The organism is Zhongshania sp. (assembly GCF_029212375.1).
GTDB lineage: Bacteria > Pseudomonadota > Gammaproteobacteria > Pseudomonadales > Spongiibacteraceae > Spongiibacter.
Genome location: NZ_JARGNU010000002.1, coordinates 194,387 through 212,815, shown reverse-complemented (window position 1 = coordinate 212,815; position 18,429 = coordinate 194,387). Strand labels below are relative to the sequence as shown.

Annotated in this window: 17 protein-coding genes and 1 pseudogene; 9 read left to right on the top strand and 9 right to left on the bottom strand. The window is 52.7% G+C overall.

From position 1 onward, the window contains the following. Positions 1-43: 43 nt before the first annotated feature. Positions 44-1,864, bottom strand: a complete 1,821-nt coding sequence (locus P1U47_RS03045; protein WP_301027081.1) for an alkaline phosphatase — start codon at positions 1,862-1,864, stop codon at positions 44-46. 11 nt (positions 1,865-1,875) lie between these two features. Further along, positions 1,876-3,462 (bottom strand): alkaline phosphatase, encoded by a 1,587-nt coding sequence (locus tag P1U47_RS03040; RefSeq protein ID WP_301027080.1) that lies wholly within the window; start codon positions 3,460-3,462, stop codon positions 1,876-1,878. Between the two features lie 349 nt (positions 3,463-3,811). Between P1U47_RS03040 and P1U47_RS03035 the strand changes: the two genes are divergently transcribed. Both P1U47_RS03035 and P1U47_RS03030 read left to right on the top strand, forming a co-directional pair. After that, positions 3,812-5,482 (top strand): alkaline phosphatase, encoded by a 1,671-nt coding sequence (locus P1U47_RS03035; RefSeq protein WP_301027079.1) that lies wholly within the window; start codon positions 3,812-3,814, stop codon positions 5,480-5,482. A 66-nt stretch (positions 5,483-5,548) separates the two neighbouring features. Further along, positions 5,549-5,968, top strand: coding sequence for a BLUF domain-containing protein (locus P1U47_RS03030; protein WP_301027078.1), 420 nt, complete (start codon positions 5,549-5,551; stop codon positions 5,966-5,968). Positions 5,969-6,038: 70 nt separating this feature from the next. Here the strand turns inward: P1U47_RS03030 and P1U47_RS03025 are convergent, their stop codons facing one another. From P1U47_RS03025 to P1U47_RS03005, 5 genes are all read right to left on the bottom strand, one after another. Beyond that, complete coding sequence (locus P1U47_RS03025; RefSeq protein ID WP_301027076.1) at positions 6,039-6,356, bottom strand: hypothetical protein; 318 nt, start codon at positions 6,354-6,356, stop codon at positions 6,039-6,041. Positions 6,357-6,701: 345 nt separating this feature from the next. Continuing rightward, complete coding sequence (locus tag P1U47_RS03020) at positions 6,702-7,412, bottom strand: phosphoglycolate phosphatase (protein ID WP_301027075.1); 711 nt, start codon at positions 7,410-7,412, stop codon at positions 6,702-6,704. Continuing rightward, the gene (gene rpe / locus P1U47_RS03015) at positions 7,409-8,077 is read right to left on the bottom strand and encodes a ribulose-phosphate 3-epimerase (RefSeq protein WP_301027074.1); all 669 of its coding nucleotides are present in this window, start codon (positions 8,075-8,077) and stop codon (positions 7,409-7,411) included. The genes P1U47_RS03020 and rpe overlap by 4 nt, the downstream gene beginning before the upstream one ends. A 76-nt stretch (positions 8,078-8,153) precedes the next feature. Beyond that, complete coding sequence (gene murU, locus P1U47_RS03010; protein WP_301027073.1) at positions 8,154-8,864, bottom strand: N-acetylmuramate alpha-1-phosphate uridylyltransferase MurU; 711 nt, start codon at positions 8,862-8,864, stop codon at positions 8,154-8,156. Continuing rightward, a complete protein-coding gene (locus P1U47_RS03005; RefSeq protein ID WP_301027072.1) occupies positions 8,861-9,892 on the bottom strand; it encodes a phosphotransferase in 1,032 nt (343 codons plus the stop codon). Before P1U47_RS03005 ends, murU begins: the two co-directional genes overlap by 4 nt. A gap of 125 nt (positions 9,893-10,017) precedes the next feature. Between P1U47_RS03005 and P1U47_RS03000 the strand changes: the two genes are divergently transcribed. From P1U47_RS03000 to P1U47_RS02970, 7 genes are all read left to right on the top strand, one after another. Further along, the gene (locus P1U47_RS03000; RefSeq protein ID WP_301027071.1) at positions 10,018-12,411 is read left to right on the top strand and encodes an LPS-assembly protein LptD; all 2,394 of its coding nucleotides are present in this window, start codon (positions 10,018-10,020) and stop codon (positions 12,409-12,411) included. Further along, on the top strand, positions 12,389-13,669 hold the full coding sequence (locus P1U47_RS02995; RefSeq protein WP_301027070.1) for a peptidylprolyl isomerase: 1,281 nt from the start codon (positions 12,389-12,391) through the stop codon (positions 13,667-13,669). The genes P1U47_RS03000 and P1U47_RS02995 overlap by 23 nt, the downstream gene beginning before the upstream one ends. Next, positions 13,669-14,661 carry a 4-hydroxythreonine-4-phosphate dehydrogenase PdxA gene (gene pdxA / locus P1U47_RS02990; RefSeq protein WP_301027069.1) on the top strand — a complete coding sequence of 331 codons (993 nt, stop codon included), beginning with the start codon at positions 13,669-13,671 and terminating at the stop codon, positions 14,659-14,661. The genes P1U47_RS02995 and pdxA overlap by 1 nt, the downstream gene beginning before the upstream one ends. Further along, entirely contained in the window at positions 14,661-15,473 is an 813-nt protein-coding gene (gene rsmA, locus P1U47_RS02985) for a 16S rRNA (adenine(1518)-N(6)/adenine(1519)-N(6))-dimethyltransferase RsmA (protein WP_301027067.1), read from the top strand. The genes pdxA and rsmA overlap by 1 nt, the downstream gene beginning before the upstream one ends. A gap of 3 nt (positions 15,474-15,476) precedes the next feature. Beyond that, positions 15,477-15,854 (top strand): Co2+/Mg2+ efflux protein ApaG, encoded by a 378-nt coding sequence (apaG, locus tag P1U47_RS02980; RefSeq protein ID WP_301027066.1) that lies wholly within the window; start codon positions 15,477-15,479, stop codon positions 15,852-15,854. A gap of 43 nt (positions 15,855-15,897) precedes the next feature. Beyond that, positions 15,898-16,704 carry a symmetrical bis(5'-nucleosyl)-tetraphosphatase gene (locus tag P1U47_RS02975; protein ID WP_301027065.1) on the top strand — a complete coding sequence of 269 codons (807 nt, stop codon included), beginning with the start codon at positions 15,898-15,900 and terminating at the stop codon, positions 16,702-16,704. 101 nt (positions 16,705-16,805) lie between these two features. Further along, positions 16,806-17,897: a multifunctional CCA tRNA nucleotidyl transferase/2'3'-cyclic phosphodiesterase/2'nucleotidase/phosphatase gene (locus P1U47_RS02970; RefSeq protein WP_301027064.1), complete on the top strand. Its 1,092-nt coding sequence runs from the start codon at positions 16,806-16,808 to the stop codon at positions 17,895-17,897. A 21-nt stretch (positions 17,898-17,918) separates the two neighbouring features. On the opposite strand, the gene P1U47_RS02965 is transcribed toward P1U47_RS02970, so the two are convergent. Both P1U47_RS02965 and P1U47_RS17560 read right to left on the bottom strand, forming a co-directional pair. Then, positions 17,919-18,185 (bottom strand): CopG family transcriptional regulator, encoded by a 267-nt coding sequence (locus P1U47_RS02965; RefSeq protein ID WP_301027063.1) that lies wholly within the window; start codon positions 18,183-18,185, stop codon positions 17,919-17,921. Beyond that, positions 18,175-18,411: pseudogene (locus P1U47_RS17560) on the bottom strand (BrnT family toxin); the annotation flags it as partial. The pseudogene P1U47_RS17560 and the gene P1U47_RS02965, both read right to left, overlap by 11 nt. Positions 18,412-18,429 lie beyond the last annotated feature (18 nt).

Here is an 18,429-nt window from a genome sequence, read left to right as displayed (position 1 = left end):
TGGCGTCGGTAATTGCCGACGCCATTAGGCGGTAAACCTATTTTTACGGTGCGAGTTGCTTGTTATTCGCCAAATTCACAAGGTCTGCCGCGTAATCCATAACATGGAAGATTAGGTTTTGCTCATTCGTGCCGCTAAGCAACGCCGCCCCGGGACCTTTAGCATAAACACCAACGTCTTCACCGGCGTGAGTTTCTGACAATAGCGGAACCAAGGCCTCTTGATGAAAGCCCGGTGACTGGGTGTCGACCAGCAACAAATCTTGGCGCCCGGTATCAATAGGATAGTTATAGCCTTCATCCGCATCGGTTTCGTCGCCTAGATCGCGGAAACCTAAACCATTGGTGTAGCCCAATGTTGTATAAGGCATGCCATCTGCAGCGAGTGTTGGCGAACTGGCGCCTACACCAACCACTTTACCTAGAATTGGGTTGCCGCGTTTTGGGTAACCGGCAATGGTGAATACATGGCTGTGGTCAGCGGTGACGATTATGAGGGTGTCATCACTATTGGTCAGTTCAACAGCTTTAGCGACAGCTTCTGATAGCTCAACGGTGTCCGTAAGAGCACCGTAGGCATTACCCGCGTGATGAGCGTGATCAATACGCCCAGCTTCGACCACCAAAAAGTAACCACTGCTGTTATTGTCCAATACCTTGATCGCCTTCGCGGTCATATCACGTAAGGAAGGCTCCCCAGCCACATCATTTTTGCGGTCAGCCTCGTATTGCATATGCGACTCATTGAATAAGCCCAGCAGTTTTGTGGTGGTTTCGGTATTGATTGCATTGAAGCCAGCTTTATCAAAAATATAATTACCCGCAGGATAGCGAGTTTGCCATTCCGCGGTGAGGTCGCGACCGTCAGTGCGGTCACCCTCAATGGCACTTACCGCATCTGGGCTGTTAAATGCGGCGTCGTTGGGCAAAAAACTACGACGACCACCGCCCATCACAACCTCAATACCATCCACGTTAATACCCGCAATGCGGGCTTCCAGGTTGCTTTCAAAATTGACCAACTGCAATGCAATATCTTCACAACCTGCCAATTTGGCCGCTGCGGGCATATCGCCATCGTCTTCCCAGTTGCGATCAGCAGACTTGGCGTAGCTTGCCGCTGGCGTTGCGTGGGTAATACGAGCAGTAGACAGCACCCCCGTGGATTTACCCGCAATTTCAGCCAACTCAAGTGCGGTCACTAGTTCATTACCAGCAACCGTACTGCAATCGCCGCGCACAATATTTTCATTGACGCCAATAACGCCAACATCCGTTTTTACACCACTCATAATAGCAGTCATGGTGCCTGCCGAATCGGGGGTTTGCGCGTCAACATTATAAGTTTTGGCCAGGCCGCTGTATGGGAATATATCAAAGCTTAGATTGTGATCTTCGCCAAGCTCGCCGTTGAGCTGCCCTTCTAAAATACGGGCTGCCGTTACCGTAGACACGCCCATACCATCACCAACAAATAAAATCACATTTTTGGCGGCGCCACGGTTCAAGTTTGGCTGGCTTACAGAGGCAACATGGGCCTGTGCATCAGTGTACCAAGCATTGTTTTTAGTCTGAGCAATAAGGTCAGTTTGCGCCGGTGCCGTGTGGGCTTCGCAAGCAAATTTAGTGTCCGTGATCTCGCTGCTTTCTAAGCTGCCATTGCCATTGCTATCTGGGCCGCTATCAAACTGAATGCCGCCACCAGGACAGTTGCTATCGCCTGCAGCAAGTTGCGTTTGTGTAATAAGGCTATTAACGCCGTTCGCGCCGTCTATACCGTTTATGCCATTGCTGCCATCGTCACCGCCGCAAGCGGCAAGGCCAGTGATCGCGGCACTTAAAATTGCTAATTTAAACTGTTTCATGGTCTTTCTCCTTATTCGCTGGCCAGCAGATCGAGGGCTTGGTTAATCACATGGAATACAAGGTTCTGCTCAACAACGCCGCGCACAAATTGGGAGCCAGGGCCACGCGCATGAAGGCTAATATCTTCACCAGCATGGGTTTCTGACGCTAGTGGCACGAGTGCCTCTTGATGAAAACCAGATGCTTCGGTATCAACACCGCTAAGATCAGCGCGACCCGCCTGAATACCCGCAGAGTAAACTGCCTCAGCATCGGTTTCTGTACCTAAGTCATGAAAACCAAGACCATTGCTATACCCTACGGTGGTATAGGGCATACCGTCTGCCGCGACCGCGCTGGTGTCATCTACGTTAATAACTTTACCCAATATTGGGTTACCGCGTTTGGGGTAGCCGGCAATGGTGAAAACATGGCTGTGATCGGCAGTTACCAAAATCAATGTTTCTTCAGGATTAGTGGCATCGACAGCCGCTTGTACTGCACTGGCAAGTTCAATGGTGTCGGTCAGCGCACTGTAAGCACTGCCAGCGTGATGGCCATGGTCAATACGACCCGATTCCACCACCAATAAATAACCATTATTATTTTGCTTAAGAATTGCAATTGCCTTGCTTGTCATTTCGGTCAAAGACGGTTCACCAGCAACATCGTTACCGCGATCCGCCTCGTACTGCATATGAGACTCATTAAACAAACCGAACAATTTGGTGGTGGTGCTGGTATCTACCGCGTCGAATCCAGCTTGGTCAATCACATAGCGCCCTGCTGGGTAGCGGGTTTTCCACTCGGCGGTGAGATCGCGACCATCGGTGCGATCCCCTTCCACCGCGCTTAATGCATCATTGCTATTGAATGCGGCATCTTTTGGTAAAAAACTGCGGCGGCCGCCGCCCATTACCACGTCGAGACCGTCGACATCAGCCCCTGCAATACGCGCTTCCAGATTGGGTTCAAAGTTGACAAGTTGCGAAGCGATATCTTCACAGCCCGCTGTTTTAGCGGCGGCGGGCATATCACCGTCATCTTCCCAGTTGCGATCTGCTGATTTAGCGTAAGCCGCCGCCGGGGTTGCATGGGTAATGCGCGCAGTAGACACAATACCCGTCGCCATGCCTTTAATTTCGGCCAGTTCAATGGCGGTGATCAGTTCGTTACCACTGACTGTGCTGCAAACGCCGCGCTCTATATTTTCAGAAACGCCAAGTACACCTGCATCACTTTTCACCCCAGACATCATCGCGGTCATGGTGCCCGCTGAATCTGGGGTTTGGGCGTCGACATTGTATGTTTTGACCAAGGCCGTATGGGGGAAGGTTTCAAAACTCAAATAGCCTTCCTCGCCGAGTTGGCCGTTCTCCTGGCCCTGCAAAATACGCGCAGCGGTTAGTGTCGAAACACCCATACCGTCGCCAACAAATAAAATGACATTTTTTGCTTTGGCACCTGGGGTGGCAGCCGCGGCTTTGGCGGCAGTGATGCTGGCGGCATCGGTATACCAAAGATTGCTGGATTGATGTGCGGGTAATACTGCGGCAGTGGCATATGACGCCATAGCAATGGGCAGTAACCCAAACAAAATGGTGGTTTTAATACGCATTTGAAGGCTCCTAGTCTGGAAATTAAAATTTCCTATGTCGGTATGGTGTGCTTGGGCTGGCTCAGATAAATATTGCGCAGTGGCATAAACGCCCACTTACCGGCAGAAAGACTAGTGCCTGCTGTTTACAGTTTGATTGCGTTAATACGGAAGTTTTAAGACAGATTGATGACGCGAGCGCCACAGTGGCTTAAATACACTAAAATCGCGGTTTTTATATGGAATTGGCAGAGCCGTGGTGTATATGTATTCCGTAAAAAAGCTAGCCGAAATTAAGCAACGCAGCACTTCCGTTAAGCACTAAATAACTAGATAGTGGTCTACCACTGAGATGAACTTAGGAATAATCATGCCCCACAAAAAATACGCATTTATTATGCCCCTGCTTGCCGGACTGAGCGCGCTATTATTGTCCGCCTGCCAGCAGAGCGCCGCATCTCAGTCGGCCGCTTCCGGACCCGATACCCGCCAACACCAAGCGTCACTCGACAAATACCAAGGCGTCCCACTCATTGCCAACACCTTGAACAATACCTGGTATCGCAGCGCCGAACACGCCATCGCCAATAAGCCCTTGGGTGACGCTGAGCGCGGCCAGGCCCGCAATATTATTTTGTTTTTAGGCGACGGCATGAGCATCGCCACCGTCACGGCAGCCCGTATCCTCGCCGGTCAGCGCCAAGGCCACAGCGGCGAAGAACACAGCCTTAGCTTTGAATCATTCCCTTACACCGGCCTGTCTAAAACCTATAACGTCAACGCCCAAACCCCAGATTCAGCGGGCACCATGACCGCGATTATGTCTGGCCTAAAAACCGACACCGGCGTACTGGGTGTTGATGAAGGTATTGACTCTGGCAATTGCCAAAGCCTCGCCGGCACCGAAGTTGTCACCACCCTAGAATTAGCAGAGCTGGCCGGTAAATCAACGGGCATTGTGTCTACCGCACGCATCACACACGCCACCCCCGCCGCAACCTACGCCAAATCCCCAGACCGCGACTGGGAAGATGACAGCAGCCTACCCAGCGACGCAAAAGCAGCTGGTTGCGAAGACATCGCCAGCCAGTTAATTCACTTTGAAAAAAACCTAAAAGCCCGTATTCCCGGCGCCAATATCAACGGTATCGAGGTGGTCTTAGGGGGCGGTCGCCGTGGTTTTATTAGCCAAGACGATCCCAGCGGCAAGGGCAATCGCCTAGATGGCCAAAACTTGATTGAACAGTGGCAAAAACAATACCCCGATGGTCACTACTTAGAGAACGCCGCTGATTTACAGGCCTTAGATCCTTCGGCTACGGGCCACATTTTTGGCTTGTTTGACTCCTCGCATCTCGAATATGAAGCTGATCGCGACACCGGCGCCAAAGGCGAGCCCTCCCTGACCGAGATGACCGCCGCCGCCATTAAGCGCCTTAGTAAAAATCCCAAAGGCTATTTTTTGATGGTTGAAGGCGGTCGCATCGATCACGCCCACCACGCGGGCAATGCCTTTAATGCCTTAAACGAAACTATTGCCTTTGCCGACGCTGTAGCAACTGCGGTGTCATTGAGCCAGCGCGACGACACCCTTATTATTGTTACCGCCGACCATGGCCACGCCTTTAGTATTAGTGGCTACCCCAAGCGCGGCAATCCTATTTTAGGCAAGGTTATTGAAGTGGGCAGCACTATTCCCGCACAAGCCAGCGACGGCATGCCCTACACCACCCTAGGCTATCGCAACGGCCGCGGCTTTCAAAATTTAGGCAGCGACAACAATGCCGATACCGCGTATCAGCAAGAAATACAGCCCGGTCGCCATAACCTAGATGAGGTAGACACGCAGAGCAGTGGTTTTCATCAAGAGGCCTTAATTCCGCTAGCCGCCGAAACCCACTCTGGCGAAGACGTGGCCATTTACGCCATTGGTCCAGGCGCAGCCCTCGTCAGTGGCAGCAATGAACAGAACCTGATATTCCACGTTATGAATTATGCCGCGCAGCTGCTTGACGTCACTCCACCGGCCCACGCTAAGTAATGTTCCCTATAGGGGATAGGAGCGCTAGCACTTACAGTTGAAGAAACCGTATTAGGCCGAAATTTTATGTCGCTGATTCAACTGATTTATACCAGCACCGTATCCGAAACCTTTGAGGAAAAGGATTTAACCGCAATTTTAGCAAGTGCGAAAAAAGCGAATGCTGAAGCCAATATTACTGGCCTACTGTGCTTTGACGGCAATTTTTTTATGCAATGCCTTGAAGGCGGCCGCAGCCAGGTCAATGCTACCTACGCCAAGATCCTCAGCGATAAACGCCACCAAGCCCTAGAGCTATTGTCATACAGCACTATCGATAAGCGCAGCTACTCTCAATGGGAAATGGGGCTGGTACCAAAAGCCGCACTCTCGCGCCCCTTAAACCTGCTTTATACCGCATCGGGCCTGTTCGAGCCCTATTCGATGAGCGCGGCAAGTGCCGACCAGTTTTTGCGGGCGTTACGTACAGCTATGCCTTTGCTCTAAACAATAAAAAAAGGCGTATTGCCATTACAGCAACACGCCCAAAAAAGACCTAAAGGGAGGGGGTAAAAATTTACTTCGCAGAGACCAGCATCTGGTTGTGGCGACGAACCAAAGCATTATATTGTTCAGCCGTTTGCTCTAAACGTGTTAGAGCCACATTATAAATAAAGTCTTCTGAATATCCGCCACACGCCTCTAAACGCTGAGAGGCATGATCTAAATACGTTTCTACTTCTAATTTAAGCGCAGCGACATCGGCACTTTGGCTCGCTTCAAGCGAAGGCAAACTTGGTGCGTTCTTAACCGCAGCCAAAGCACAATTGGCGTAACTATTTACCGACGTTAAGCCCAAAACTGAAAAAACGCTTACTGCTATCAATTTCTTCATTAGATACACCACGTGCTTTAGCGCACAAACTCTAACTAGGTGACCTAATGATACCAAAATACACACAATTTAAAATGGGAAAAGTAACAAATTTCTAAGAAATAAGAAAATAAAACAATATATTGTTTTATTTCAACGAGATATATAATGCCAGAGGTCAATAAATTTCGTTACCTATTTCACCCACACCCCAGCCAGCAACAATCAAAACAGGCAAAAATCGACCGCAGCCAAATGCAGTACGAAAAGGTAATGACAAAATCAGCAAAATTATCAGTGCCCGATCACGCTAGGCACCGATATAAAAAACGATTAGGAGTAAACCCGCACAAGAAGTGCGGCGAATTACAGCGGACTAAGGAGCCCTGGAGATAAATCAATAAATCGATCAACCAATATATCTGGCTTGGCATCTGCCACCGGCGCGCCATGATTGTAACCATAGCTTACACAGGCTACCGGCATATTCGCCGCTCTGGCGGCCGCAACATCATTCACTGAGTCGCCAACCATTACGGTATTGGCAGCGGCAACGCCGAGCTGCTCGCAGGCCAGCAGCAAGGGCGCCGGATCGGGCTTACGCACCGCGAGCGTGTCACCACCAACCAAAACCGGCATAAACTCCTGCAAACCAAAATGCGCAAGAATGGGTTCGCTAAACCGCGCGGGTTTATTGGTAACGCAAGCCATTTTAATGCCTTGGGTATGCCAGTGGCTTAGTGTTTCACGCACCCCAGAATAAAGCACAGTTTGCTCGCAGGTCTGCTCGCCATAGTGCTCAAAAAACACCGCGAGCAACTGGTCGATCAAACTTGGATCTAGCGATTTTTCTGGCACTTCGAGCGCAAAGGCCAAGCCGCGCTGCACGAGCTTGCGGGCACCATTACCAACCCAGCCCCGCACCCGATTAACACCGGCGGGCACATAATTAAGCTGTTCTAGACTCGCATCTAGCGCCGCAGCAAGATCTGGCACACTGTCGATAAGCGTGCCATCCAAATCAAATAAGATGGCCTGCAACTCGCGGCCATCTAGTAGGTCTTGCAATAATTTCATACGCTGGCTAATTCGTTCCGCATTTTTTCAATTGTTTCACTGTAGTCGCCGCCATTAAAAATCGCCGAGCCAGCCACAAAGGTATCTGCCCCCGCAGCCGCCACTTCAGCAATATTTTTAGCAGAGATACCGCCATCTACTTCAAGACGAATATCCCGCCCAGAGGCGTCGATCAAGGCCCGCACTTCTTTGATTTTATCTAAAGTAGACGGAATAAAGCTCTGACCACCAAAGCCGGGGTTAACCGACATCAGTAAAATCATGTCGAGTTTATCCATAACGTATTTCAATACGTCGGGGCTTACTGCAGGGTTTAGCACCAATCCCGCCTTGCATCCGGCGTCGCGAATCATTTGCAGCGAGCGGTCAACATGGGTTGTGGCATCGGGGTGGAAGGTAATAATACTGGCGCCTGCCTCGGCAAAATCGGCAATCATGCGATCCACCGGCGAAACCATCAAATGTACGTCAATTGGCGCTTTTACGCCGTGCTTGCGCAAGGCCTTGCAGACCATCGGCCCAATAGTCAGATTAGGAACGTAGTGATTATCCATTACATCGAAGTGAACAATATCAGCGCCAGCCTCGAGCACAGCGTCGACTTCCGCCCCTAAACAGGCGAAGTTTGCCGATAATATCGATGGGGCTATCCAGTAATCTGCCATTTTTTATTCCTGCAAAATTGAGGCGCTAGTTTAATGCGCAAACCATTACGGTATCTATAAGTACAAAGTCGGTATTTTACGGCACTTTCGGCGCTGAATCAGTAGCCTGCGGCGGCGCATTTAAAAAGTCGTCGAGATCAGCCAAACGCTGGGGCGTGCCAATGTCCCACCAGTGGCCCGTAAATAATTCACCACTGAGGCCGCCACTGGCAATCGCGCTCTGCATTAGTGGTTTTAGCGCGCGCGGTCCATGGGCCAAACCGCGAAACATCGAGGGTCGCCAAACACTAATACCCGAAAAGGTATAGCGCGACCCAAGGTCGTCCTCCGTCACCAAACCGGCTTCTGTCAGCGAAAAATCACCGTTAGGATGGTGCGGCGGGTTGGCAATCAGAACAAGATGAGCCGCTTGCGGCTGGCAGTTTAATAGCTGACTAAAATCAATATCTGTCCAGACATCGCCATTGACCAATAAAAATGGTGCGTCGTCGTCACTGTCTAAATAAGGCAGGGCTTGCACTATGCCCCCCGCCGTTTCCAGCGGCTGCGCTTCTCGGGATAAATGAATATCAAGTCCATAACAGTTGGCCGAACTAAGGTAGCTTTGAACTTGCTCGGCCAGCCACGAGCAATTCACCACTACCTCACGCACACCAGCAGCGGCAAGCTTGGCTAAATGGAAATCGATAAGCGGGCGACCGCCAGCCCGCAACAGCGGCTTAGGGCAGTGATCGGTCAGGGGCCGCATCCGGGTCCCCAGCCCTGCAGCCAAGATCATCGCTTTCACTCGTCGTCCTTAAACCAGCTCTGCTGACAGATTAGCGGCATTAATTTACGGTCAAACCAGCTGAGAATTTCATCAAATTCGGGGTAGCGGCTAGCAATACTCAAGGTGTATTCCAGCACCAAAGGTAGATCCGCCATATAAGCCGTTTTGCCATCGCGCAAATTTAGGCGAGCGAAAATACCCAGCACCTTAATATGGCGCTGCAAGCCCATCCAATCCACATCTTGACGAAACTCCTCGGCACTCACCGCCTTTAATACGCCCACTCGCATTGCCATGAGGCGATAGACCTCTATCCAGTCATCGACCTGCTCCTCTGGCCAACTGACGTAACAATCGCGAATCAATGACACCAAATCGTAGCTAACTGGCCCCACTACCGCATCTTGAAAATCAATCATGCCCAAACGTTCATCCGCCAGCACCATCAAATTGCGGCTATGAAAATCGCGATGCACCAAGACTTGCGACTGCGCCAGTGCACGAGCGCTCAATAAGCCAAACACGCCGCGCAGCATCGCCAGCTCATCTGCGTCAAGCTGATAACCCAGTAGACCGCTCACAAACCACTCGGAAAACAAATTCATTTCCGCAGTGAGGCGCGCTTCGTCGTACTCGGGCAAGCTGTGCTGGTCATTAGGAATGCGCTGCATCGCCAGCATTACGCCAAAGGCTTGACGATAATAGTGATCTGCCGCGGCGCTATTTACCAACAAAGGCCATAGCAGCTGATCGCCAAAATCTTCCTGCAGTAAAAAGCCCCGCGGCTTATCCCAGCCCAGCAGAGCAGGCACCCGCGCGCCGTGCTTGTGCAGCAGTGCCTGCACGGTAGCAAAGGCTAAATTGTCTTCTTTATCTGGCGGCGCGTGCACGGCAATCACACTGCCGCCCGCCGCAAGCGGCAAGCGATAATAGCTGCGGAAACTGGCGTCGCCAGACACCACGACCAACTCGCTCGCCGCGTCAGCCGCATCGAGCGACAGCTGCTGCAAGCACCAGCTGTGGAGTTCTTTTAGTATATGATCCATTTTTGCTTCCGTTAAAAGCCAGTATTTTGGCCTTTTATACACACAGGCGGGCATCCTAGCAGAGAATGCTTTATTATCCACCTTCGCCAATATCGGCTCCATCGCCAGAATAAAATCACTAACTGATGCCAGTGTTTCGCCAACTTACTTTATGCTTTCTTGCCGCCGCTGCTAGCCACACCAGCCTAGCGCAAGCCGCCGCACCAGAAAACTGCAGCGACACCCTCACGGCACCGCTCAGCGCCGACATTAGTGATTTGCCGGCCTATTACCAGCACTGGCACTGGGTACCCAACAGCCATTTGAGCGACGCCGCGCGCTGCGGCCTTACCCCCGGCTGCCAGGGCCGATTCATTGAGCCCACCAGAGACTGGGAAGGCGCGGGCAGCAAGCCGCTTAGCGCACCGCTCAATGTCGCTGCCGACACGATCGAGTCCATCGGCGCCAAAGCGACCATGACCGGCGATGTGCAATTGCGCAAAGGCGATCTCAGCCTAGATGCCGGCTATGCCCAATACGACCGTAGCAATAATACAGTGTTGTTACGCGACAATGTTATTTTGCGCCAGCCCGGCATTCTGCTGCGCGGCCAATTTGCACAAATTGATACTAATCGCGGCCTCGGTGAACTCCAACAAGCAGAAATATTAAGTTTTCAAACTGGCGCCCGCGGCACCGCAGAACGCATCGCTCGGCCAGACTACAGCCGCTTTGAAATGGAAGGCGCCAGCTACACCCAGTGCACGCCAGACAACGAAACATGGTCATTACACGCCGACAGCATTGTTTTAGATTACGACAGTGGCCGCGGTGTGGCGCGGGGCACCAGTATTCGGGTATACGATGTACCAGTATTTTACAGCCCCTACCTAAATTTTCCCGTTGATGACCGCCGCGCCACAGGGTTTTTATTCCCGTCCATCGGCTTAGCGAATAATAGCCTCGACATTTCTACGCCTATTTACCTTAATCTGGCACCGAATTACGACGCTATTATCGCGCCGCGCTATATTGAAAAGCGCGGCGAAGCACTGGAAACCGAGCTGCGCTACTTAAACCCCTATAGCGAATGGGCGGTCAGCAGCAGTTATTTGCCCAACGACCAAAGCGAGAACATCGACCGCTGGCTGCTCGATGTTAAAGAGCAGGGCTTTATTAATGATCACTGGAACACAGAAGTCGATTACACCAAGGTTAGCGACGTCGACTATTTTACCGACCTTGGCTTAGCGAATTTGGCAGTTAAGCGCAGCACCCACTTAAATCAACAGGGCGCGGTAAATTACAACTCAGACAATTGGACTGGCCGCCTCGAAGTTCAGCGTTACCAGACCATCGCCGCCGTTGAAGACCCCTACCAAAAACTGCCGCAACTGCGTTTAGATTACCAATCGCCAGCCAAAAACTTCCAGCTAGAACCCAGTATTGAATTTGAATACACCCAGTTTGACCACCGCGACAAACTGCGCGATGGCGGCAGCAAAATAACAGGTGAACGTCTTTACGCCACCGCTGGCGCCAGCTTTCCTATGCGCTGGCGCTGGGGCTTTGTTGAGCCAGCGTTAAAAAGCCGCACCGTCAACTACCAGCTTGAAGATGCCCAGCTCGCCGGCATCGACGCCAACCCCAGCGCCAGCAGCGCCTTGTTCAGCGTCGACAGCGGGCTGTACTTTGAGCGCGAGCTCAAAATTAGCGACCAAGACTGGACCCAAACCCTTGAGCCCCGCCTGTTTTATCGCTATTCCGAATACGAAGACCAAAGCGATCAACCCGACTTTGACAGCGCTGCACTCACCTTTACCTACCAGCAACTGTTTCGCGACACCCGCTTTACCGGCCACGACCGCCTCGACGATGCCAATCAAATTGCCATTGGGGTGAGCAGTCGTTTTATAAATAATGCAGCGGGCCGCGAGGTACTTACCGCGAGCATTGGCCAACTTCACTATTTTGATGATGGTCGTGTGCAACTGCCCGGCGATGAAGTTCGCAAAAGTAGCAACTCCGACTATGCCGCACAATTTCGCCTGCTGCCCGACGACAATCGTTGGTTCAGCGTCGATCTTCTGTATGATGCACGTCAAGGGGTGCTTAATCAGAGCAATTTGGGCTACCATCAGCGCAGCGATAATGGCGCACTGTTTAATATCGGCTACACCTTCCGCCGTGAAGGCAATGAATTTGGCGGACTGGAAAACAATATCAAACAGGGTGACGCCTCGATAAGTTTGCCGCTAAACAGCCAGTGGAAACTATTTGCCAAGACCCAATACGATTTTGAAGACAATCGCCCTGTAGAGAACCTCATTGGCGCCGAGTATCAAAATTGTTGTTGGCTGAGTCGAGTGGTTTATCAGCGCGCGCTGGAACCAGACGACAATAGTGGGTCTAACACCAGTGGCACCGACAACAACTCGGCGCTACTCATTGAATTTCAATTGAAAGGGCTGGGTGGACTTGGCACCGCAGTAACCAGTGTTCTTAAGGAAAGTATTTTTGGCTACCTATCTGATGAATAATATGCGTTTACTCAAAGTATTAACTGCCACCTTGCTGATTGTGCTGGCACCGCTGGCCCAAGCTGAAACCAAGTGGCTCGATAAAGTTGTCGCCATTGTCGATGACGATATTATTTTGGCCAGCGAACTCGATACTCGTATTGAGACTATCATGACCAATATTGAGCGCTCCGGAAAAGAAGCGCCACCGGCAGACCAACTCCGCAAGGAAGTGCTCGACCTGCTTATTCTGGAGAACATCCAGATGCAATTAGCCAACCGTTACGGCGTGCGCATTGAAGACGAAGAGCTCAATGGCGCTGTCGCGCGGATTGCCGGCAATAACAATATGAGTTTGGCGCAATTCCAGCAGGCCTTAACCGCCAGCGGCGCATCTTACCTAGCCGTGCGCGAGCAAATCGCCAAGGAAATGATCCTTCAGCGCGTACAGATGGGCAATGTGAACCAGCGCATTCAGATCAGCGACCAAGAAATTCAGAGTTTTCTCAAATCTGAAGAGGGCCGCCAGCGCACCGCGCCCGAATATCACTTCTCTCACGTATTAATTCCCGTGGACTCCGACGCCAGCCCAGCTCAGCGTCAGCAAGCAGAAGCTAAAGCCAAAGCCCTGAGCGCCAAAATGCGCGCGGGTAAAAGCGTAGATAACGCCACCGACGCCATTAGCATCAGCGATTTAGGTTGGCGTAAAAGTACCGAACTACCGTCATTGTTTACCAAAGTTGCGGCCAAAATGAATGACTTTGACGTATCAGAGCCAATTCAAAGCGCCAGCGGTTTCCACATTATTAAACTGCTGGAAAGCCGTGGCGTGAAGCAAATGGTTAAACAGACCCGCGCCAGCCACATATTGCTCAAGCCCTCAGCCATTCGCAGCGAAGCACAGACAATAGCGCTAGCAAAAGAGCTTCGGCAGCGCGCCCTCAATGGCGAGTCTTTCCGCGATCTTGCCAAAGAGTATTCCGAAGATATCGGTTCTGCCCAAGAAGGCGGCGACCTCGGTTGGACTACGCCCGGCCAGCTCGTTCCCCAGTTCCAAAAAGCCATGGACGAAACGTCGCCCGGAGAAATTCACGAGCCGGTTGCCTCTGACTACGGCTGGCATGTTATTAAAGTCATTGAGCGTCGCAACCAAGACGTGACCAAAGACATGCGCAAACAGATTGCTCGCAATATTATTCACGAACGCAAATATGCCGACGAACTGGACATCTGGCTGCGCAAAATTCGCAGCGAGGCCTTTGTCGACATCAAAATTTGATGCCAAGCCGCATTGCGATCACCCCCGGCGAACCCGCTGGGGTCGGCCCAGAACTCCTCGTTAAACTTGCGCAAGAAAACTACGACGTCGAACTCGTGGCCTTTGCCGATCCGGCGCTGCTAATGCAGCGCGCCGCCGCCATTGGCCTGCCTCTGCAATGCCTGCCCTGCGACCTTAACGCACCCGTTCAGCCTCACCGCAGCGGCCAGCTACGAGTCGTCGACATTGCTCTGCGCCAACCCGCGCTGCCAGGTCGGCTCGACACCGCAAATGCCGCCTATGTGCTCGACACCCTGCGCCAAGCCACCGATGCCTGCCTAGCAAATCAATGCCAAGCACTGGTTACCGGCCCCGTGCAGAAATCCGTTATCAACGACGCCGGCATCGCCTTTAGCGGTCACACCGAATTTCTCGCCGAGCGCTGCGCGGTCGACAAAGTGGTAATGATGCTGGCTACCGAAGAGCTGAGGGTGGCACTGGTGACCACTCACCTGCCCCTGAGCGCCGTGCCCGCCGCCATTACCGCCGCCACTCTGCAACGCGTAACGGAGATTCTTCACAGCGCCCTGCAAAGCCAATTTGGCTGCGAGCGGCCGCGCATACTGGTACTGGGCCTGAATCCCCACGCTGGCGAAGGCGGCCATATGGGCCGCGAAGAAATCGACACCATTATTCCCTGCCTCAACGCCCTGCGCCAGCGGGGCTGGCAGCTCGAGGGGCCAATGCCCGCCGACACCGCCTTCACTCCTCGCCATCTCGCAAAGTGCGATGCAGTATTGGCGATGTACCACGACCAGGGCCTGCCGGTACTAAAATACCAAGGCTTTGGCCGCGCGGTGAACATCACCCTAGGGCTGCCGATTATTCGCAGCTCGGTAGACCACGGCACCGCCCTTGATTTAGCTGGTAGCGGCAAGGCCGACGCCGGCAGTTTTGAAGCTGCACTGCGCAGCGCCATTGCCATGACTAGGCACAGTAGGAAACACCTTTAATGCAATCCCCAGCTCCACACCGCGCGCGCAAGCGCTTCGGTCAAAACTTTCTGCACGACCAAGGCATCATTCGCGGCATTGTGCGCGCGGTTTCACCTCTCGCGGGTCAGCGTTTACTGGAAATCGGACCCGGCCAAGGGGCAATTACCGCCTCGATCCTCGACACCGATTGCCAGCTCGACGTCATTGAGATCGACCGCGATCTTGTGCAAATTTTGGCGGATAAATTTTCTAGTCGCGACAACTTCAAAATTCACGAAGGCGACGCCCTAAAATTTAATATTGGCGCACTAGCGGGCGCAGAAAAACTGCGCGTGGTCGGCAATCTGCCTTATAACATCTCCACGCCCTTGATATTCCACTTGCTCAGCGCCCATGACTGCATCAGCGACATGCATTTTATGCTGCAAAAAGAAGTGGTAGACCGCCTTGCCGCAGGGCCAGGCAGCAAAACTTACGGCCGCCTCAGCATCATGGCCCAGTATTACTGCGCAATTGAATCGCTATTTGCCGTGCCGCCCGAAGCCTTTTCACCCCAACCTAAGGTACAATCCGCTATTGTTCGGCTAACGCCCTACACTGAGCTTCCCTACCCAGCCAACGACGTTAAACTATTGCAGAGAGTGGTTCGCGACGCCTTTAACCAGCGCCGCAAGACCTTGCGCAATACGCTCAAGGGCTTAATTAGCAGCGAGGGTTTGGAAGCACTGGGCTTAGACCCGGGCATTAGACCAGAAAACGTTAGCCTAGAAAGCTATGTAGCGATTGCCAACGCCGTTGGCGACGCACAAGAAAATGATATTGCGGAGTAAGAAATGCCAGATTCAGCCCCAGTCGACATTCAGGTAGAGAGCCAATTTCTGCCAGACCAATCGGTGCCGGAAGAACAGCGCTTTGCCTTCGCCTACACCATTACCATTCGCAATACTGGCGAAGAAGCCGTGCGCCTGATCAACCGCCACTGGATAATTACCGACGGCGCCAATCAGGTTCAAGAAGTACAAGGCGAAGGCGTTATTGGCAAACAACCGCTAATTGAACCTGGCCAGTCCTTTAGCTACACCTCCGGCGCGGTAATAGAAACCGCCGTCGGCACCATGGAAGGCAGCTACGAAATGATCAGCGCCTCTGGCCGCCCCTTTATTGCGCCCATTGGTATCTTTTCCTTAGCTCGACCCTCAGCCCTGCACTAATAACCGAGATGTAACACCGCCACAAAATAGAGAGGCCAATATCGTGAGCAGATACGCAGTGGGTGATTTACAAGGCTGCTTAAAACCCCTGCAATGCCTGCTCGCCGAGGTTGATTTTAAGCCTGAGCAAGACCAGCTATGGCTGGTCGGCGACCTTGTTAACCGCGGCCCAGATTCGCTCGAAACCCTACGCTACCTCTACGGCATTCGCGACAGCCTGCGCATTACCCTTGGCAATCACGACCTGCACTGCCTAGCACTGGCCCGCGGCACTACCGACCGCGGCCGCCACCCCACTCTCGAAGCCCTACTTAATGCCCCCGACTGCAACGAACTAATGGATTGGCTGCAACAGCAAGCACTCGTGCTGCGCTCCGATGACGGCCGCTACTTAATGAGCCACGCCGGTATTCCTGCCGCTTGGAGCAGCGAACAAGCCCTGAGCTTGAGCCGTGAAATTGAAGCCGTGTTACAAAGCCCGCAGGCTAACGATTTTTTTAAGGAGATGTACGGCGACCAACCAAGCCGCTGGGACGATAGCCTAACCGGCCTTCCCCGCCTGCGCGCCATCACCAACCACCTAACCCGTATGCGCGCCAGCAATTCCGACGGCGAGCTGGAACTAAAATTTAAAGGCGCCCTCGCCGACATCCCGCAGGGCTACCGCCCGTGGTTCGAATGGCAAAAACCCAATGCCCGCAATGAAACGCTGATCTTCGGCCACTGGGCGGCACTGGAATGCCAAACCAGCCGCGACGATATTATCGCCCTAGACAGCGGCTGCGTGTGGGGGCGGGAAATGACGATGTTGGATATGGATAGCGGAGAATTACATCGGTGCACATGCTAAACGCGGGACGGGAGATGCAAAACAAGCGTTTACCGTCTCCCGTCCAGCGTCTCCCGCTTTTGCTATACTCCTCGCACAAACCCACTAAGACCTTATAAACAATGAAGATCTATCTCGTCGGCGGCGCGGTGCGCGACCAATTACTCGGCTACCCCTACCACGAGCGCGATTGGGTGGTGGTGGGTGCCCGCCCCGAAGATTTACTGGCGCTGGGTTATCAGCAGGTGGGTAAGGACTTTCCGGTGTTTCTGCACCCCAAAAGCAAAGAAGAGTACGCCCTCGCCCGCACCGAGCGTAAAAGCGGGCCCGGCTATCACGGTTTTGTCTGCGATTTCAGCCCAGACATCACCCTTGAAGAAGACCTTAGCCGCCGCGATCTAACCATCAACGCCATCGCCCAAGACGAAGGCAAGGCGATTATTGACCCCTACCACGGCCAGCGCGACATCGCCGCCAAGTTGCTACGCCACGTCGCCCCCGCCTTTGCCGAAGACCCCCTGCGTATTTTACGAGTAGCGCGATTCGCGGCGCGCTACGCCCACCTCGGCTTTACGGTAGCCGATGAAACCATGGCGCTAATGCGTAGCATGAGTCGCAACGGCGAACTGGCGACCATCGCGCCAGAACGAATCTGGGTGGAATTAAGCAAAGCCTTGGCGGAGCAGAATCCAGCAAGTTTTTTCGCGGTGCTACTCAACTGCGACGCCCTCGCCGCACTCTTCCCAGAATGGGCAGCATCGTTCACGCCAGCGTTATTAACATTGATTGATAACGCCGCCCGGCAAGACTTATCATCAGACCAGCGCTTTGCCATTAGCTGCAGCAATCTCGATGCCAGCAGCTGCAAAACCCTGTGCCAAAATTTGCGCGCCAGCAATAGCGCAAGCTGGCTAGCGGAACGCTGCGCGGCAAACACCCCACTCCCTGCGATGAAGTCAGCGGAAGAGTGGCTAAAGGTTTTGGAACAATTTGATTACGCTCGCCGCCCCGAACAGCTTGCCAATTTTATCGCCATTGCCCAACTACTCCAGCCCAGCGAGACCCGACTGGCAATATTAGCGGATACTGGCAAGCAATTGAGCGCCATTAACGCTACGGAATTAATGAGCCAAGGCTACAAGGGGGCGGAACTGGGCGCCGCTCTGCGCGAGCAACGTCTGGCGGCATTGCGTGCGATTACAGGCGCAAACTAGCGGGGGGTTTTAATGCCCAAATCAGCCACGCGCTTTTTGCGTCGGCTGCATTTGCCTGCTCAACGTTGATTGCTCTAAACGTTCAGCAAGCCATACTTTAATAATGGACTGACGAGTAACCCCTAGGCGCGAAGCCTCTTTATCAAGTGACTCAATCATCCAGGTGGGAAAATCTACGTTAACCCGTTTCTGCATTTGATTGGGACGCTTGATGGATGAAAGATCAAGCTCATCGATAACATCCAATTGATTATCGTCGAACTTCTTATCCAGCGATTTAGCTTTCATAAAGTACCACCTCAGAATTTCGGGACCGCCGAACGGAGATGATCCTAATCCTGTCCGTACGGTAAGTAATAATGGCAGACCAATGCTTCCCGTCGATCATGCCGACCACCAAAGCTCTTGGCTCATCATCTGATTTAGCCATAACTTCAATAAAATCAGTATCCTGCCAGATAGCTTGGGCATCAACAAAGTCAATGCCATGCTTCTCGAAGTTGGATTTGCTCTTCTTTGGGTCAAATTAGAA

Coding starts and splice junctions, on each gene's coding strand:
- P1U47_RS03045 (WP_301027081.1), bottom strand. CDS start 1,864: ATGAAACAGTTTAAATTAGCAATTTTAAGTGCCGCGATCACTGGCCTT.
- P1U47_RS03040 (WP_301027080.1), bottom strand. CDS start 3,462: ATGCGTATTAAAACCACCATTTTGTTTGGGTTACTGCCCATTGCTATG.
- P1U47_RS03035 (WP_301027079.1), top strand. CDS start 3,812: ATGCCCCACAAAAAATACGCATTTATTATGCCCCTGCTTGCCGGACTG.
- P1U47_RS03030 (WP_301027078.1), top strand. CDS start 5,549: ATGTCGCTGATTCAACTGATTTATACCAGCACCGTATCCGAAACCTTT.
- P1U47_RS03025 (WP_301027076.1), bottom strand. CDS start 6,356: ATGAAGAAATTGATAGCAGTAAGCGTTTTTTCAGTTTTGGGCTTAACG.
- P1U47_RS03020 (WP_301027075.1), bottom strand. CDS start 7,412: ATGAAATTATTGCAAGACCTACTAGATGGCCGCGAGTTGCAGGCCATC.
- rpe (WP_301027074.1), bottom strand. CDS start 8,077: ATGGCAGATTACTGGATAGCCCCATCGATATTATCGGCAAACTTCGCC.
- P1U47_RS03005 (WP_301027072.1), bottom strand. CDS start 9,892: ATGGATCATATACTAAAAGAACTCCACAGCTGGTGCTTGCAGCAGCTG.
- P1U47_RS03000 (WP_301027071.1), top strand. CDS start 10,018: ATGCCAGTGTTTCGCCAACTTACTTTATGCTTTCTTGCCGCCGCTGCT.
- pdxA (WP_301027069.1), top strand. CDS start 13,669: ATGCCAAGCCGCATTGCGATCACCCCCGGCGAACCCGCTGGGGTCGGC.
- rsmA (WP_301027067.1), top strand. CDS start 14,661: ATGCAATCCCCAGCTCCACACCGCGCGCGCAAGCGCTTCGGTCAAAAC.
- apaG (WP_301027066.1), top strand. CDS start 15,477: ATGCCAGATTCAGCCCCAGTCGACATTCAGGTAGAGAGCCAATTTCTG.
- P1U47_RS02970 (WP_301027064.1), top strand. CDS start 16,806: ATGAAGATCTATCTCGTCGGCGGCGCGGTGCGCGACCAATTACTCGGC.
- P1U47_RS02965 (WP_301027063.1), bottom strand. CDS start 18,185: ATGAAAGCTAAATCGCTGGATAAGAAGTTCGACGATAATCAATTGGAT.